Origin of the sequence: Aquimarina sp. AU58 (genome assembly GCF_900312745.1) — a bacterium.
GTDB classification, from domain to species: domain Bacteria; phylum Bacteroidota; class Bacteroidia; order Flavobacteriales; family Flavobacteriaceae; genus Aquimarina; species Aquimarina spinulae.
This window is the reverse complement of sequence record NZ_OMPD01000014.1, coordinates 1176016-1193171: the sequence shown is the minus strand read 5'-3', so window position 1 is coordinate 1193171 and position 17156 is coordinate 1176016. Positions and strand designations below refer to the sequence as shown.

At 32.5% G+C, this 17156-nt stretch carries 14 protein-coding genes; 11 read left to right on the top strand and 3 right to left on the bottom strand.

The genetic code is table 11. From position 1 onward, the window contains the following. Position 1 precedes the first annotated feature (1 nt). Positions 2-1351, bottom strand: coding sequence for a Trk system potassium transporter TrkA (gene trkA, locus DK441_RS16490; protein ID WP_025664990.1), 1350 nt, complete (start codon positions 1349-1351; stop codon positions 2-4). Between the two features lie 310 nt (positions 1352-1661). Between trkA and ubiE the strand changes: the two genes are divergently transcribed. Together ubiE and DK441_RS16480 are read left to right on the top strand one after the other, a co-directional pair. Then, positions 1662-2390 (top strand): bifunctional demethylmenaquinone methyltransferase/2-methoxy-6-polyprenyl-1,4-benzoquinol methylase UbiE, encoded by a 729-nt coding sequence (gene ubiE / locus DK441_RS16485; protein WP_109851674.1) that lies wholly within the window; start codon positions 1662-1664, stop codon positions 2388-2390. A gap of 54 nt (positions 2391-2444) precedes the next feature. After that, positions 2445-3152, top strand: coding sequence for a porin family protein (locus DK441_RS16480; protein WP_109851673.1), 708 nt, complete (start codon positions 2445-2447; stop codon positions 3150-3152). A gap of 10 nt (positions 3153-3162) precedes the next feature. Here the strand turns inward: DK441_RS16480 and DK441_RS16475 are convergent, their stop codons facing one another. After that, positions 3163-3894, bottom strand: a complete 732-nt coding sequence (locus DK441_RS16475; RefSeq protein WP_109851672.1) for an RNA methyltransferase — start codon at positions 3892-3894, stop codon at positions 3163-3165. A gap of 137 nt (positions 3895-4031) precedes the next feature. Between DK441_RS16475 and DK441_RS16470 the strand changes: the two genes are divergently transcribed. The 3 genes from DK441_RS16470 (at position 4032) to accD (ending at position 8690) form a co-directional block, all read left to right on the top strand. Then, entirely contained in the window at positions 4032-6512 is a 2481-nt protein-coding gene (locus tag DK441_RS16470) for a BamA/TamA family outer membrane protein (protein WP_370444324.1), read from the top strand. A 185-nt stretch (positions 6513-6697) separates the two neighbouring features. Further along, positions 6698-7765: a class II fructose-bisphosphate aldolase gene (fbaA, locus tag DK441_RS16465; protein WP_109851671.1), complete on the top strand. Its 1068-nt coding sequence runs from the start codon at positions 6698-6700 to the stop codon at positions 7763-7765. 67 nt (positions 7766-7832) lie between these two features. Continuing rightward, complete coding sequence (gene accD, locus DK441_RS16460; protein ID WP_024772561.1) at positions 7833-8690, top strand: acetyl-CoA carboxylase, carboxyltransferase subunit beta; 858 nt, start codon at positions 7833-7835, stop codon at positions 8688-8690. An 81-nt stretch (positions 8691-8771) separates the two neighbouring features. Here the strand turns inward: accD and DK441_RS16455 are convergent, their stop codons facing one another. Beyond that, the gene (locus DK441_RS16455; RefSeq protein WP_109851670.1) at positions 8772-9599 is read right to left on the bottom strand and encodes a hypothetical protein; all 828 of its coding nucleotides are present in this window, start codon (positions 9597-9599) and stop codon (positions 8772-8774) included. Between the two features lie 165 nt (positions 9600-9764). Between DK441_RS16455 and rpsO the strand changes: the two genes are divergently transcribed. The 6 genes from rpsO to DK441_RS16415 all read left to right on the top strand — a co-directional run bounded on the left by rpsO (position 9765) and on the right by DK441_RS16415 (position 17096). Next, a complete protein-coding gene (gene rpsO / locus DK441_RS16450; RefSeq protein WP_025664998.1) occupies positions 9765-10034 on the top strand; it encodes a 30S ribosomal protein S15 in 270 nt (89 codons plus the stop codon). Between the two features lie 217 nt (positions 10035-10251). Next, a complete protein-coding gene (locus DK441_RS16445) occupies positions 10252-12438 on the top strand; it encodes a polyribonucleotide nucleotidyltransferase (RefSeq protein ID WP_235015780.1) in 2187 nt (728 codons plus the stop codon). Positions 12439-12633: 195 nt separating this feature from the next. Continuing rightward, positions 12634-13692: a hypothetical protein gene (locus DK441_RS16440; RefSeq protein ID WP_109851669.1), complete on the top strand. Its 1059-nt coding sequence runs from the start codon at positions 12634-12636 to the stop codon at positions 13690-13692. 256 nt (positions 13693-13948) lie between these two features. Beyond that, on the top strand, positions 13949-14503 hold the full coding sequence (locus DK441_RS16430; protein ID WP_109851667.1) for an RNA polymerase sigma factor: 555 nt from the start codon (positions 13949-13951) through the stop codon (positions 14501-14503). Then, entirely contained in the window at positions 14496-15974 is a 1479-nt protein-coding gene (locus DK441_RS16425; RefSeq protein WP_109851666.1) for a hypothetical protein, read from the top strand. Before DK441_RS16430 ends, DK441_RS16425 begins: the two co-directional genes overlap by 8 nt. A gap of 258 nt (positions 15975-16232) precedes the next feature. Next, a complete protein-coding gene (locus DK441_RS16415) occupies positions 16233-17096 on the top strand; it encodes an RNA polymerase sigma factor RpoD/SigA (RefSeq protein ID WP_024772554.1) in 864 nt (287 codons plus the stop codon). The last annotated feature ends 60 nt before the right edge of the window (positions 17097-17156 follow it).

Sequence of the window (17156 nt, the reverse complement as noted above, 5' to 3'; positions counted from 1 at the left end):
CTTAAAGGAAAAGCTTTTCTATTTTCTTAATAGATTTTGGCAAACAACATACCACTACCCGGTCTCCGGCCTGAATATAAAAATCTCCCAGTGGGATCATTCCTTCTTCATCTCTAATAACTCCAGCAATTATGGCAGAACGCGGAAAATCTAAATCTTTGATTAAATTATCACTTACTTCTGAAGAAGATTTAACAATAAACTCTAACAGCTCGGCATTCATATTATTAAGTTTGGTCATTGCTACAACCTCACCTTTTCTAATAAATCTAAAAATATTGTTTGCAGCCAGAAGTTTCTTATTAATTAAGGTATCTATACCTATAGAATGAGACAGCTGAAAATAATCCATGTTTTCTACTAATGCAATAGTTTTTCTCACTCCCTTAGATTTAGCTACCAGACAAGACATTATATTGGTCTCAGAATTACCTGTCACCGCTATAAAAGCATCCATCCCATCTATACCTTCTTCTTGTAGTAATTCTACATTTCGTCCATCACCATTAATAATTAAAGCATTAGGTAATTCATCGGCAAGATCAAAAGATTTCTCTCTATCTTTCTCGATTAGTTTTACTCTAAATTTGTGATCACAAAGGTCGCGAGAAGTCTTATAACCAATCTTACTCCCACCAAGAATCATTACATTCTTGATTTGTTCTTTAACTTTTCCGGTTAACTTATACAACTCTTCTACTCCACCTTTAGAAGTCACAAAATAGACTTGATCTCCTTCTTTAAAAGTAGTATCTCCTCTAGGAATTAATGTATATTGAGTTCCTGAGCGTTGAATTGCGATAGGCATAAAGTGTAACTCTGGAAAAACCTCTGCTGCTTGTCTTACCGTTTTACCAACAAATAATGCTTCTTTAGATAAGGTTGTTCCTACCATCGTTAGCGCACCATTCTCAAATTCGTAACTCCCGTGAAATGCGGATTGACTAAGCAGTAATTCTATTTCACTAGCTGCCAAGGCCTCTGGAGAAATAAGCTCATCAATACCAAATTTAATAAACCCTACTTCTTCTTTATTTTCTATGAACTCTGTATTCGAAATCCTGGCAATTGTACGTTTAGCTCCAAGTTGTTTTGCCAATACACATATTGTAATATTGGTCGTTTCGCTAGAGGTAACACTAATTACCATATCTACATTATCTACTCTTGCTTCTTTTAAAATAGCAATTGAAGTCGAATCTCCTTTAATAACTCTAATATCAAGGTGAGTATCCGCATAATTAAGACATTCCTTATCTGTATCTATAAGAGTAATGTCCTGGGATTCAAACGAGAGTAATTTCGCCAAATGAAATCCTACCTCACCAGCTCCGGCGATTATGATTTTCATTGGTTTTGTTTATTGTTTTCCATCTAAAGATAAAATCAAACTAAGACTAAATACTACACTTCAAAATAACAAGAAGTAATGTCTTAGAATATAAAAGCGTACAAAGATAATGTAAATTGACTAACTGGTAAAATTTGATGATCTCCAACTTCAATTCTGATATTTCTGATCGTATTTTTTATCATTCTGTAATCAAAAATCATTGCTTACAAAACCTTTATTATGGAGCAAAATCACATTTTTTTGCTTAAACAACAAAACTCAGGATTAGTTCAATATCAAAAATGTATATTTGCCTAAATTTTTTTTAATGTCAGAAAAAATAACTCCATATAAAGATAAGACCCGGTCTAAAAAAGAGCAGGTCGCCGAGATGTTTGATACTATTTCAGAGAATTATGACGGATTAAATCGTGTTATCTCTTTTGGCATTGATGTAAAATGGCGCAAAAAAGTAGTGAAACTTGTTAGCAAAACAAATCCTAAAAGAATTTTGGATGTTGCTACGGGAACTGGTGATCTGGCTATAAATCTATCAAAAACAGGGGCATCAGAAATCATTGGTCTTGATATTTCTACAGGAATGTTAGAAGTTGGAAGGCAAAAGATTGCAATAAAAAAATTAGACACCATTATTAATATGGTACAAGGAGATAGTGAAAACCTTCCTTATGATGAAAATTATTTTGATGCGATAACCGTAGCTTTTGGGGTACGAAATTTTGAAAATTTAGAAAAAGGACTTTCAGAGGTATTTAGAGTTCTTAAACCCGGAGGGATTTTTGTAGTTTTAGAAACTTCTATTCCTACCAAAACCCCATATAAACAAGGATACAAGTTTTATTCGACAACAATACTACCGCTTGTCGGCAGGTTATTCTCAAAGGATAAATCTGCTTATTCTTATCTAAGCGAAAGTGCTGCCGCTTTTCCTTATGGAGAAGCCTTCAACAATATTTTGAAAAAAATCGGGTTTATAGAAGTCAAAGATAGCCCACAAACTTTTGGTGTCGCTACAATTTACACAGCTACAAAATAGTAGCACCATAATAAATGAGAGGGTTAAACCATTAAAAGGTTAATTTTAATTTAGATGAAAAGAATATTTATCTTAATAGTTGTTATAATATGTACTCAAAACATGAGTGCCCAGTTATTTTCTAAAGAAAAGGTACAAAACCTTCAAAACTTTGATAAGCCAAGATTCAGTTATGGCTATATTCTTGGATTTAACCTTTATGATTTTAATTTTGATTATAAAACTGATGCCCCAGAAACCGATATTATACATGACGAATCTATAGGTTTTAGTGTAGGTCTTTTAGGGAATCTGAGGTTAAATGATTATTTTGATCTTAGATTAGAACCTATGGTTACTTTTAATACTCGAAATCTAAGATTTTCGAATCCTCAATTCACTTCTGATTTTGAATCTGTACGAGAGGTTAAATCAACATATGTTCATGTGCCGTTATTGTTAAAAATATCGACCAAAAGAATCAATAATATTAAGCCTTTTATTGTTGGAGGCGTTTCTACCTCTATAAACTTATCTAGTAACGAAGATAATCCTGATGATAATAGTGTAGGGCAATTTAGAATGAAAACCAACACTAATTATTATGAAATTGGTTTTGGTATAGATTTATATTTACAGTATTTCAAATTTACTCCATCTATTAGAGGAGTTTTTGCTATGTCTGATGAATTGGTAAAAGATAATGATCCTAATAGTCCCTATACTTCGACTATTGACAAAATGTCGACAAGAGGGATTTTTATAAATTTCACGTTTCAATAATTTTACTTAGTTAAGACCTTCTAAATTCACTAAGCACAATAGCTGTTGCGGTAGCAACATTAAGGCTTTCTGTCTTTTGATCTGATCCAAATTGCGGAATCGTTATCCTATCTTTAACAAGGCTCTGGATATCTTCAGAAATTCCATTTGCTTCATTACCCATTATAACAATAGCATCTTTGGGTAATTTCTCGGTATAAATAGAGTCTCCATTCATAAAAGTGCCAAAAATCCTAGAATTTGATGTTTCTAAAGTTAAAAATTCCATTAAATTCATATAACTAATATTTACTCTTGTAATGGATCCCATTGTAGCTTGTATCACTTTGGGGTTATAACAATCTACAGTTTGCAAAGAACACACCAAATCTTGTATCCCAAACCAGTCACAAAGACGAATTATAGTCCCTAAATTACCAGGGTCTCTAACATCATCTAATGCCAAAATCAATCCGCTTGAGCTTGTTTTTTTCACTTCAGAGATATGAAATACTGCCAATGCAACTTGTGGGGTAGTCAAAAAACTAATCTGTTTTAACTCCTCCTCTGTAATACCATACTCTAAGGTCGTAGAAACATCAAAGATTCCTACCTCTAATGTAAAGAGAGAATGAAGCTTAAGATTAGCTTCAAGTAACTCCCTAATCACTTTTTTACCTTCTGCAACAAACAATCCATGTTGTTTTCGGTACTTTTTTTGATATAAACTCTTTATTAGTTTCTTTTGGTTTTTGCTAACCATACAAATAGTGTATTTTTGAATCAATGAATGAATACAGGTTGAAACACTTTCTGACAAAAATATTATTAATTACTTTAACTAGCATCTTTTTATTTTCGTGTAATGCGGTAAAGAGAGTTCCCGAGAGTGAATATCTTTTGAAAAAAAATCAAATTTATGTTGATAGTGCTAAAACTAAGAACCCAAAACTATACAATCAATTATATCAAAAACCCAATATTAAACTATTAGGAATCCCTATTAGGCTTCACATATATAATTTAGCCAGTGTAAATCAAGATTCTTTATATCAAGATTGGCTAACAAGAAAACCTAAACGAGAAAAACGAATCATCAAGTTTCTTTCAAAAAAGCAAGTAGATAGATTAGGTGTAGGATTATCACGTATTAATGAATGGCTTAAAAGTACAGGAGAGCCTCCTTCAATTATTGACGAATCAAAAGTAAAACGCTCTATAAAAAGATTACAAGCTTATTATTGGAATAACGGCTGGTTTAATATTGAAGCAGATTATAAAATTAATACAAAAGATAATAAAACCGCAACGGTAGATTATTATGTAAAACCGCACCAACCCTATTTTATTGATTCGCTTAACACTAGAATAGAATCCAAGGTTGCGGACTCTATTTACCAACTTAATACTGAAAAATCTACAATCATTTCAGGAAAACAATACAAAACTCTGGATATAGAGGCAGAACGAGAAAGACTAACATCATTATACCGAAATTCTGGACTCTATCACTTTGAAAAAGAATTTATAAAATTTGATGCCGATACAATTAACACAGGTCACAAGGTAAATCTAAATTTACTCATAAAGAATCGTTCTATTACCTATGGAGATTCTACTGCCAGAATTCCCTTTAAGGTTCATAAAATAAGTAAAGTGAATATTTTTACCGATTATTCATATCAAAATCGAAATCAAAACCCCAAGGATAGCACTTTTTACAAAGGATATAACATCTATGGGTATGACAAAATAAAATACACCCGTAAGGCAATTACAAATTCTGTTCTTATCACCCCTGGCGAGATTTTTAGAGATAAAGACCGTACAAATACTTATAACCAAATTAATAACTTAAGAACATTTAAATACCCTAACATAAATTATGAGATTGATCCCAATGATTCATCTGGAGAAAACCTTGTTGCTAATATTTTATTAACCCCAAGAAAAAAATACAGTACAAATATAGATTTTGATGTATCGACATCAAATATTCAAGCCTTCGGAATAGGTTTTGGGGGATCTCTTTTGATACGAAATGTTTTTGGAGGTGCCGAAATCTTAGAGATCTCGGCTCGAGGAAGTATTGGTTCTTCTAGTGATGCAATAGATGGTGGTCAAAAATTCTTTAATATATCTGAAGTAGGAGCAGATATAAAACTATCATTTCCAAAAATACTTTTCCCACTTAGAACCAATAAAATTATTCCAAAACACATGTCACCAACCACCAATCTTATTTTCGGAATGAATGTTCAGCAAAATATTGGTCTTGACAAACAAAATGCTACAGGAGTATTTAATTATCGATGGAAACCCAGCAATATCCTAACCAATCAATTTGATCTTATTAATATACAATACGTTAGAAACTTAAACACTAGTAATTATTTTAACATTTATAACACTTCATTTAACAGGCTTAATAATATTGCTACAAGAGTTCTTGAGGTAGATTCTCCATTCTTTTCTCAACCAGATACCGGTACTCCAAATATAGATAATGCCATATTACATATACCTAGTGGAGCAAATGGATTTATAGCAGAATCTTTAAGCTCTGCAGCAGATTCTGATCTAACATCAGATCAATTACAAGAGATTCGAAATATCAATGAAAGAAAGGTAAGATTAACCGAAGACAATTTAATCTTTGCTTCGAGTTATACCTACACAAAAAACAATAGAGAAAATCTTTATGATGAAAGCTACTCAAGATTTAGAGCAAAAATCGAGTTAGCAGGCAATGTATTAAGTGCAATTTCAAATATATCCGGATTAAAAGAAAATTCTAACAAACGTTTTGAGGTATTTGGTGTAGAATTTTCTCAATATGCAAAAACAGAATTGGATTATATAAAACATTGGGATTTAGGAAGAAAAAGTGTAGTTGCCTTTAGAGCTTTTGGAGGAATTGCACTTCCCTACGGTAATTCTAATAGTATACCTTTTGCACGAAGTTTCTTTGGTGGTGGGCCTAATGATAACAGAGCGTGGTTAGTATATGATCTGGGACCAGGAAGTACAGGCGGAAGAGATGAGTTTAATGAAGCTAATATGAAAATTGCACTAAATGCAGAGTACCGATACAAGATTCTAGGGTCATTACATGGAGCATTATTTGTTGATGCCGGAAACATTTGGAATGTTTTGGACAATGTAGAAGAAGAAGATGCTATCTTTTCAGAATTAGATGATGTACGGGAAATTGCTCTAGGAAGTGGTTTCGGGTTTCGATATGATTTTAATTTCTTCGTTTTAAGACTTGACATAGGATTTAAAACTTTTAATCCAGCCAACGATCAAAATAAAAGGTGGTTTAAAGGGTATAACTTCTCTGAAGCAGTTTATAATTTTGGAATTAATTATCCTTTTTAGCCATTCATCATATCAGATAGCTTAATTCGAACATCAAAACATTTATATATCTTATTTTTGAGAAAAATCAATAATCCATAATAATTAAAACAACCACAACTCTACCCGTTTTAATGATTATTTTAATCCTATCGGTTTCCGTATAATTTTACTATTTTTGTAGCCTTATAAACCAAAACTAAATTATGAGTCACAACATCAAACCAGGAGTTGCCGTAGGAGACGAAGTTCAGGCAATTTTTAAATATGCAAAAGAGAAAGCTTTTGCATTACCTGCAGTTAATGTAATCGGTTCTAATTCGATTAATGCCGTTTTAGAAACTGCTGCAGAGTTAAATTCTCCTGTAATTATTCAATTCTCTAACGGAGGAGCACAGTTTAATGCTGGAAAAGGCCTCTCTAATGAAAACCAAAAGGCAGCAATCGCAGGAGCAGTTGCAGGTGCCAAACATGTACATTTAATGGCTGAAGCCTATGGAGTACCCGTAATTTTGCATACTGACCACTGTGCAAAAAAACTACTTCCTTGGATCGATGGCCTATTAGATGCCGGAGAAGAATTTTACAAAGAAACCGGAAAACCATTGTACAGTTCTCATATGATTGATTTATCTGAAGAACCAATCGAAGAAAACATCGAAATCTGTGCAGCATATTTGGCTCGTATGAGCAAAATGGGTATGACCTTAGAAATCGAACTAGGAATCACTGGTGGTGAAGAAGATGGTGTAGATAATAGTGATGTAGATGATTCTAAGCTATATACTCAACCAGAAGAAGTTGCCTACGCCTACGAAGAATTAAGTAAAGTAAGTGATAAATTTACTGTAGCAGCAGCCTTTGGTAATGTTCATGGTGTATACAAACCAGGTAATGTAAAGTTAACACCTAAAATACTTAAAAACTCTCAAGAGTTTATTTCAGAAAAATATAAAGTCGAACATAACCACATCGATTTTGTATTTCACGGAGGAAGCGGCTCTACTATTGAAGAAATAAGAGAAGCAATTGGATACGGAGTTATTAAAATGAATATTGACACTGATCTGCAATTTGCATTTAATGAAGGTATTCGTGATTATATGACCAATAATATTGAATATCTGAAGACACAAATTGGTAATCCTGATGGATCAGAAGAACCTAATAAAAAGTATTACGATCCTAGAAAATGGTTACGAGAAGGGGAAATTACCTTTAAGAACCGTCTTAAAAAGGCATTCGAGGATTTAAATAATGTAAATACATTATAGAAGACTGAAAACTTAAGCTGAAACTCCTTAAATGAGTTTCAGCTTTTTTTAATTATAATAAAACTATATGGCTTGGTTTAAGAGAACACAAAAAGGTATACAAACTGCTACCGAAGACAAAAAGGATGTCCCTAAAGGACTTTGGTACAAATCTCCAACGGGAAAAATTGTAGATGCAGAACAACTCGAAAAAAACTTCTATGTAAGTCCAGAAGATGGATACCATGTAAGAATAGGTAGTAAAGAATATTTTGAAATCCTATTTGATGATAATAAATTTAAAGAGCTTGATAAAGGTGTTACCTCAAAAGACCCTCTTAAATTCGAAGACAAAAAGAAATATGTTGACCGTCTTAAAGACGCACAAGAAAAAACAAATTTAAAAGACGCCGTAAGAACCGCAGTAGGAAAGTCCTTTGGTAATGATTTAGTTATCGCATGTATGGATTTTGCATTTATTGGAGGTTCTATGGGTAGTGTAGTCGGTGAAAAAATTGCAAGAGCTGCCGATTATTCCCTAAAACACAAAATTCCATTTATGATTATTTCCAAATCAGGAGGTGCTCGTATGATGGAAGCTGCATTATCACTAATGCAATTGGCAAAAACTTCTGCCAAGTTGGCCCAATTAGCAGATGCAGGAATACCCTATATATCATTATGTACAGATCCTACGACTGGGGGTACAACAGCTTCTTTTGCCATGTTAGGTGATATTAATATTGCAGAGCCAGGAGCACTTATTGGATTTGCTGGCCCTCGTATTGTAAGAGACACTACAGGAAAAGAATTACCCGAAGGTTTTCAAACTGCCGAATTCTTAAAAGAACATGGATTTCTGGACTTTATAACTCCAAGACACGAACTAAAACAAAAGATAAACTTATATCTAAGTTTAATTCTAAATCGTCCTTTGGCAAATTAAGATATAATATATCTAGTTATATATAAAAGGGCACGACTTAAAGTCGTGCCCTTTTATATAATCACATCAAAAACTTACAGATCACAGTCGAATCTCACGTTCTTCTCCATTATCATTAGTAAATACGACCAAATTATCGCACGCTCCGTTACCATAATCTAATGAACCACTATAATTTGTTCGTACTAACTCAACAACACCACTCACCAAAAACCTACAACTAGCTTCTCGTCGTAAAGGTGTTGTAATTGTGGTACTGTGCATGTTTCCATTTTTGAAATTAGTTTCCCAGGCACCTGTAATTAAGAACACATTATCTCCCCAATTACCATTAAAAGAGCCTTCAATCCATTCGCGAACCTTTGATCCTGTCCTAGTTGCCTGCGTGCCATCAGCAAAAGTAATCGCTAAATCAAGATTCATTGTATATTGAGGATTACCATTATCGTTAGCTTTTTGCCTGGTTATTGTTTTAGATCCAACAAATTGCATATCATCAATAAAAAAGTCCTCGAGCGTATAGTTAATAATTTTTGTCATTGCTTCTGTATCTACCACATATGACATATTAACCTTTCCCTTTACGATACGCCCTCCTCTAACTTCGCACCCTTCAGAACCAAAATCTACAGTTACCTCTTTAGAAGTATCTGTAACTTTAATGGTTATAGTTGCACAGTCCGGTATAAAAGGATGTATTGGGCTTTTTACAGCACTTTCCTCATATTCATACACTTGTAAAAATGTATCGCTTATTACCTCGGTTGTATTGTCTACTTTGGCATTAAGTTCGGTTTCTTCGGTGGTAAAAGATGCTACCAATTGATCTTCGGTATCATCTTTATTACATCCTACTAAAATCAAAAAAAATAATGTGATTAAACTAAATTTAGATAAGTTACTTTTCATAATATTTAATTTTAACGTTACCCTACTAAGACTATATATTATGCAAAACGTTTAATTGCATTATGTTTTTTTATATAAAATGCAATTCTAACCCAAAAAATATTATATTTGCACGCTAATAGCAAAGAGCTATTGATACATAAAAATCATTTAAATAATATTGGAATGTATTTAACAAAAGAAGTTAAAGAAGAAATCTTCGCAAAGCACGGTAAAGGAAAGAACGACAGTGGTTCTGCAGAAGGTCAAATTGCATTGTTTACTCACAGAATTACTCATCTTACTGAGCACTTAAAAAAGAATCGTAAAGATTATAACACAGAGCGTTCTTTGGTAAAGTTGGTAGGAAAACGTAGAGATCTGTTAGACTATCTTATTAAAAAGGATATCATGAGATACCGTGCAATTGTAAAAGAATTAGGATTAAGAAAGTAATAAAAAGAGGCTGCGTGCCTCTTTTTTTTATATTAAATATATTAAAAAACATTTGTACTTCACTAGAGTACAAATGCATGCCTTAGTTTTTCATTGGTCGCGCAATTACTACAACAACACAACCTTGTCCGTCCGAGTAAGACGGAAACCAATGTTTAATTAAACATATCAGGATTTATCTGTATGATAAAACTGATACGTTAGAATCAAAAAAATTATGATTCCAAAAGTTTATAAAGAGGTCATTGACCTTGGTGACGGTAGAGAAATTTCTATCGAAACCGGAAAATTAGCAAAACAGGCTCATGGTTCTGTTGTTGTACAATCTGGCAAGTGTATGTTATTATGTACAGTTGTTTCAAATTACAAACAAAGTGATGTCGATTTTCTACCATTAACAGTAGATTATAGAGAGAAATTCGCAGCATCTGGTCGTTACCCGGGTGGTTTCTTCAAAAGAGAAGCAAGACCAAGCGATGGCGAAGTATTAACAATGAGATTAGTAGATCGTGTATTGCGACCACTATTCCCAAAAGATTATCACGCAGAAACTCAAGTGATGATTCAGTTAATGTCTCATGATGATGATGTTATGCCTGATGCAATGGCAGGATTAGCAGCATCTGCAGCAATACAATTATCTGATTTCCCTTTTGAATGTGCTATTTCAGAAGCACGTGTAGGTCGTGTAAATGGTGAATTTATCATTAACCCAACAAGAGTGCAATTAGAAGAGTCAGATATCGATATGATGATTGGTGCTTCTGCGGATTCTGTAATGATGGTTGAGGGAGAGATGAAAGAGATTAGCGAAGAAGAAATGGTAGAAGCTATCAAATTCGCTCACGATCATATAAAAATACAATGTGCTGCTCAGCTTAAATTAGCAGAAGCCTTTGGAAAAAAAGAAGTTAGAGAGTACGACCCAGAAAGAGAAGATGAAGACTTAGCTAAGAAAATTCATGAAATGGCATATGATAAAGTATATGCTGTAGCAAAAGCGGGATCTTCTAAAAAAGAACGTGGTTTAGCTTTTTCAGAAATAAAAGAAGAAATAAAAGCTACGTATTCTGAAGAAGAGCTTGAAGATTTTGGAGATTTAGTATCTAAATATTATGCTAAAGCAGAAAAATCCGCTATTCGTGATCTTACTTTAAACGAAGGGTTACGTCTGGATGGTCGTAAAACCGATGAGATTAGACCAATCTGGTGTGAAGTTGATTATTTACCATCAACTCACGGATCTTCTATATTTACACGAGGAGAAACTCAAGCACTAGCAACAGTAACTTTGGGAACTTCTAGAGAGGCAAATCAAATTGATATGCCATCTTATGAAGGAGAAGAAACATTCTACCTTCACTATAACTTCCCTCCTTTCTGTACTGGTGAAGCAAGACCTATACGAGGAACCTCTCGTAGAGAAGTTGGTCATGGTAACTTGGCACAACGTGCTTTAAAAGGAATGATTCCTGCTGATTGCCCATATACTGTACGTATTGTATCAGAAGTATTAGAATCTAATGGTTCTTCTTCTATGGCAACTGTATGTTCTGGAACTATGGCATTGATGGATGCCGGAGTACAAATGGTGAAACCAGTTTCTGGTATTGCAATGGGATTAATTTCTGATGGTGAAACAGGAAAATATGCTGTTTTATCTGATATTTTAGGTGATGAAGATCACTTAGGAGATATGGATTTTAAAGTAACCGGTACTGCCGATGGTATTACTGCTTGCCAAATGGATATTAAAGTAAAAGGTCTTTCCTATGAAATTTTGGTAAATGCATTAAAGCAAGCAGCCGATGGTCGTATACATATTCTAGGAAAATTAACAGATACTATTGCATCACCAAATGCGGATGTGAAACCACACGCTCCAAAAATGGTAACTAAAACAATTCCTGGAGACTTTATAGGTGCTTTAATTGGCCCCGGAGGTAAAGTAATTCAAGAATTACAAAAAACTACAGGTACAACTATAGTAATTAATGAAGATCCTGTTACAGAAGAAGGAAATGTAGAGATTCTTGGTACAAATCAAGAAGGAATTGATGCAGTATTAGCAAAAATCGATGCTATTACTTTTAAACCTGCTGTTGGTAGTGTATATGAAGTGAAAGTAATCAAAATGTTAGATTTTGGTGCTGTAGTAGAATATATGGAAGCTCCTGGTAACGAAGTTTTACTTCACGTTTCAGAATTGGCATGGGAACGCACAGAGAATGTTAGCGATGTTGTAAATATGGGTGACGTCTTTGATGTAAAATATTTCGGAATTGATTCTAGAACCCGTAAAGAAAAAGTATCTAGAAAAGCATTATTACCTAGACCTCCAAGACCAGAAGGTGATAAACCAAGAGGTGATAGAAAACCTCACAGAGATAAAAAAGAAAATTAATTTTTCTATACTATTTTAAAAACGCCTTCAAGAATTTTGAAGGCGTTTTTTATTTCATTCAGATGCCTTCTAAACTCTTAATACACTTTTCTCCTACATGTTCCTTTATTATTGACATTGGGATAAATTAGTTAATGTTACGCAACCATTTAAAGACTACTAGTCTATTAGACAAAGACTTTAAATAATGTAATCATGACAACATTTAAAACCCTACTGCTTAGTGCCCTATTAATTTCTATGGTTTCCTGCCATAATGAATCCTTTGACTTATTTCCGGATAATATCCAAAAAATAGAAACAGATTCAGAGCTATTTAACTCGTTAAAAAATATTTCTAAAAATAAGAATGAAGATGATCAACCGATCTGTATCACTTTTATTTACCCTTTTAATGTATATCTTTTTAATGAAGATTCTGAAATTGTAGATAGTAGAATAGTTTATGATAATATTGATTTTGTAGGACTTCTGGAAGAGTCAGAAGGAAGCAATGACGCAATAGGACTAAGCTATCCTATAACTACCATTCTAGAAGATGGCAGTTCCTTTAGCATACAGGACAATACCGAATTAAAAAAAACAATCGAAGCTTGTATCGAATCAGAGGTTATTATCTATTGTAATAGAATATTAGAGAAAAATTGCGTTTGGGAAATCACCTCATTAACCAATAACCAAAATTATAATGAGGCGTTATTAGATTTTTATGATGACGGAACCGGTATTTTTTACGATAAAGGTAATGCGTATAGAACCTCGTGGGTATCCTTTTTCCTTGAAGGTAAACTACATATTAATATCCATCTTGAAGGAGATTCTAAAACAGCCAAAGATTGGAATTTTGATTGGAAAGCCTTGATAATAGATGATGAAACTGTAGAAATATCTAATGAAACCGATACATACATCATCAAAAGACAATGTAATGTCGAAAACTCATGTGATTATGTAGAATTTAAGGAATGTGAATTGAAAAATTTTGAAGATACAGCCAATTTTGTTTTTAATGATTACAAAGACTGCATTCTTTCTTTTCAGGAAAATGTAGATCCTTCTTTATTAACATTATCATTTTATCAAACCTATGAACATGCAGAACAAGAAATAAATATATTAGATTCATCTGATTATCTAAACACAACTAATCCCCAATTAGTTTTTGTTACCATCAAAAACACAGACACCAACGAATCTAAAATAATTAGAATAGTTTTATTTGCTGAAGCCTGCGATAATAATGATGAGAGTTAATTATTATTTTTAGCAATCTTTCCTTAAAAAAAGGAAAGATTGCTTTATTTATACCATAAAAAGCACGTTCCTATTATTAATTACATCTTTTCATCCCATTTACGCAACCATTTAAAACAATTCAGTCTAAAAGAGTAAACTAGTGATAATTTATGTGTTATTTCAAGTATCACATAATGAAAATCGAATTCTTTTTTATTTATGAAAAAAAACATTTCAGATTTCGAACCATAATCTTTATTAAGCTTAAAACCAATTGGACACAAGAAAACTAATTAAAAAGTGCCAAAAAAATAACCGGAAAGCACAAAGTGAATTATTTCACCTTTATAAGGACACACTTTTTGCTTTGAGTCTTAAGTATTGCAAAAATTACAATGAAGCAGAAGATAATTTACAAGACTCTTTTATTACAATTTTTAAAAAGATACATCAATATAATTTTAAGGGTTCTTTTGAAGGGTGGATGAAAAGAATAACGATTAATAAAGCTATCGACAAGTATAAAAAAGCCCCTTTTACCGATATAAATATAAACAAAGAGAACATCGCAGATACTAAAATTGATTCTGAAACACTAAACCTTTCATTAGATGAATTACTAAAATACATACAAGAATTACCAGATAGATATAGATTGGTCTTTAACTTATATGAACTCGATGAGTATTCTCATAAGGAAATAGCCAAAATGTTAGATATTTCTGAAGGAACCTCAAAATCGAATCTACATAGAGCAAAAGTTATACTGAAAACCAAAATAACATCTAATAACAATTGTTTAAAAAAAATTGCAATAAGTAATGGCTGACCCAAAAGACATAGGAAAAGCTTTTAAAGAAAAACTTAAAGGTTTTGATCAATCACCTAGTAATTTATCCTGGGAAGATATTGAACCTAAGTTACCCAAAAAAGAAGATGATACGCTTTCTTATTGGGCAAAAGTAGTAAGTGTACTTATATTTCTCTTATTATTAATATTTTTTGCAGCCGATACGTATAATGGTAATATCATCACAAAAAACTCAACTAATACCAATATAAAAATCCCAGTAACTCTAGAAGACTGCAACGAAATAGATCCAAAAAATAGCAAACTGCAATTACCCGGTAATGAAATTATTACAACGGTATCGGCATCACCCAAATCAAAATCTGATATCAATGACGTCTACAACAGTACAATAGAAAATAATTGGTCTATATTAAATAGTAAAACTAATAATGGTATTGGTTTGTCATCAAATAAAAATGTCTCGAATTCTAGTTTTATAATAACCAGAAAAATGTCTCTTTCTACTCATAGAACTAGTAAACAAGCGCCTCGGGTAAAAAATAGTACCAATAGAGGTGTCGAAGAAATAAAAAGCACCAAAAACTCTACTAATTATAATGCAAAAACTAATCTTACAAATAAAAGAACATCAATATCCTCAACTTCAATTACAAACCAAACAAAAAATAAATCGGATAAGATTTTAAACAATAGTCGTAACAGAGCTAAAAACAAAAATCTTAAAGAAAATAAAGGTGATTCCTTAAAAACTCTAATAGCATCCAAAAAGAATACGTCTATCAATAATCGTAAAAAAAAGGATACATTAGTATATATGACCCCTATAAAGAAAAAACCATTTCAGAAATTTAGTATCGGAGTACATGTTACCCCAACATATACAATAGCCCCTAATGGTTCTTTGGTAAGCAACCACCTTGCAAAAAACACAAACCGTGGCAGAATAAGCTTAAGTTATGGTGTTCTCTTTAAGACATACTACACAGAAAAAATAGCACTAAGGGTTGGATATAATCGATTAAAATTAAGTAACAAAATAAAAAACGTACCAACTGATCAATTACCTATTATACTTAATGATTTGGGAATAATTTTACCAACAAATAATACTATAGAGAATCCTGAAAAGATAGATCTAATACAAAAGACTATTTATAATGAGGTTTTATTTGGGTTACACTATCAAATCTTAAATAATCAAATTAGCACTGCGCTAATAGGAGAATTAGGTTTTCTATTTCTTGATGAAAACAATATTAAAATACATACTACTTCTAATAATTTTAAATTAGGAAGCAATACTAATATTCTGAAAAGAAATTTCAGTATAAACATTGGAGCAAATCTTCGATACAAACTATCGAAAAAAATATTTTTCAATGTTGAGCCTTTACTGAAGTATCAATTAAAAAATGCAAGTCAAAATTCTGAAAGTTACCGACCTTTATACTTTACAATTCAAACAGGGGTTTCTTATGAGTTTTAAATCATATTAATACTACCACATTGTTTTCTACATTCTTTATAAAATTCGTTGTTTTTTGAGTCTTTTTTTTAAAAACAGCCAATTTCATAAAAAATAACCAAATCGCCTTACAGCCTTTATTAACAATAGGTAACAAGCAAATCAAAAGAATATCTCTGATAAAAAAACAATCTTTTTGTAACATTTCTATAACATATTACGTATAATAAATAAAAGGCCCTAAATATTCACAAAATTAAATTTCAAGGAGAACTATAGATGAGACAACTTAAAATTACGAAGCAGGTAACAAATCGTGAGACTGCATCGCTAGATAAGTATTTGCAAGAGATAGGAAAAGTAGATCTTATTACTGCAGATGAAGAGGTGGAATTAGCTCAGCGTATAAAAGCTGGTGATGAGAGAGCTCTTGAAAAACTAACAAAGGCTAACCTTAGATTCGTAGTTTCGGTTGCAAAACAATATCAAAATCAAGGACTTACTCTTCCCGATTTAATTAATGAAGGTAATCTTGGACTAATTAAAGCTGCAAAACGTTTTGATGAAACCCGTGGATTTAAGTTTATATCTTATGCTGTATGGTGGATTCGTCAATCTATTCTACAGGCGTTGGCAGAACAATCTCGTATTGTTCGTTTACCATTAAACAAAATTGGTTCGATCAATAAGATCAATAAAACATATGCATTCTTAGAGCAATCACATGAGCGCCCACCAAGTGCCGAAGAAATTGCAAAAGAATTAGATATGACCATCAACGATGTTAAAGAATCGATGAAGAATTCTGGACGCCATGTAAGTATGGATGCTCCACTTGTTGAAGGAGAAGATTCTAATCTTTATGATGTATTAAATTCTGGAGAGTCACCAAATCCTGATAGGACACTATTACACGAGTCTCTTCGTACAGAAATAGAACGTGCTCTAGAAACACTTACTCCTAGAGAAGCAGATGTAATACGATTATATTTTGGTCTTGGAGATCAACACCCAATGACTCTTGAAGAAATTGGAGAAACTTTTGATCTTACACGTGAACGTGTACGTCAAATTAAAGAAAAAGCAATTCGAAGATTAAAACATACATCTAGAAGTAAAATATTAAAGACTTATTTAGGATAAATTCCTAAATTGCGGTTACAAACAGTTTTATAACATAACTGTTCGTTTTTTGATTGATGA

Bases quoted from the DNA above. Each gene is read 5' to 3' on its own strand.
- accD (WP_024772561.1), top strand. From the start codon at position 7,833: ATGGCTTGGTTTAAGAGAACACAAAAAGGTATACAAACTGCTACCGAA.
- DK441_RS16480 (WP_109851673.1), top strand. From the start codon at position 2,445: ATGAAAAGAATATTTATCTTAATAGTTGTTATAATATGTACTCAAAAC.
- trkA (WP_025664990.1), bottom strand. From the start codon at position 1,351: ATGAAAATCATAATCGCCGGAGCTGGTGAGGTAGGATTTCATTTGGCG.
- DK441_RS16475 (WP_109851672.1), bottom strand. From the start codon at position 3,894: ATGGTTAGCAAAAACCAAAAGAAACTAATAAAGAGTTTATATCAAAAA.
- rpsO (WP_025664998.1), top strand. From the start codon at position 9,765: ATGTATTTAACAAAAGAAGTTAAAGAAGAAATCTTCGCAAAGCACGGT.
- fbaA (WP_109851671.1), top strand. From the start codon at position 6,698: ATGAGTCACAACATCAAACCAGGAGTTGCCGTAGGAGACGAAGTTCAG.
- ubiE (WP_109851674.1), top strand. From the start codon at position 1,662: ATGTCAGAAAAAATAACTCCATATAAAGATAAGACCCGGTCTAAAAAA.
- DK441_RS16445 (WP_235015780.1), top strand. From the start codon at position 10,252: ATGATTCCAAAAGTTTATAAAGAGGTCATTGACCTTGGTGACGGTAGA.
- DK441_RS16425 (WP_109851666.1), top strand. From the start codon at position 14,496: ATGGCTGACCCAAAAGACATAGGAAAAGCTTTTAAAGAAAAACTTAAA.
- DK441_RS16415 (WP_024772554.1), top strand. From the start codon at position 16,233: ATGAGACAACTTAAAATTACGAAGCAGGTAACAAATCGTGAGACTGCA.
- DK441_RS16455 (WP_109851670.1), bottom strand. From the start codon at position 9,599: ATGAAAAGTAACTTATCTAAATTTAGTTTAATCACATTATTTTTTTTG.
- DK441_RS16440 (WP_109851669.1), top strand. From the start codon at position 12,634: ATGACAACATTTAAAACCCTACTGCTTAGTGCCCTATTAATTTCTATG.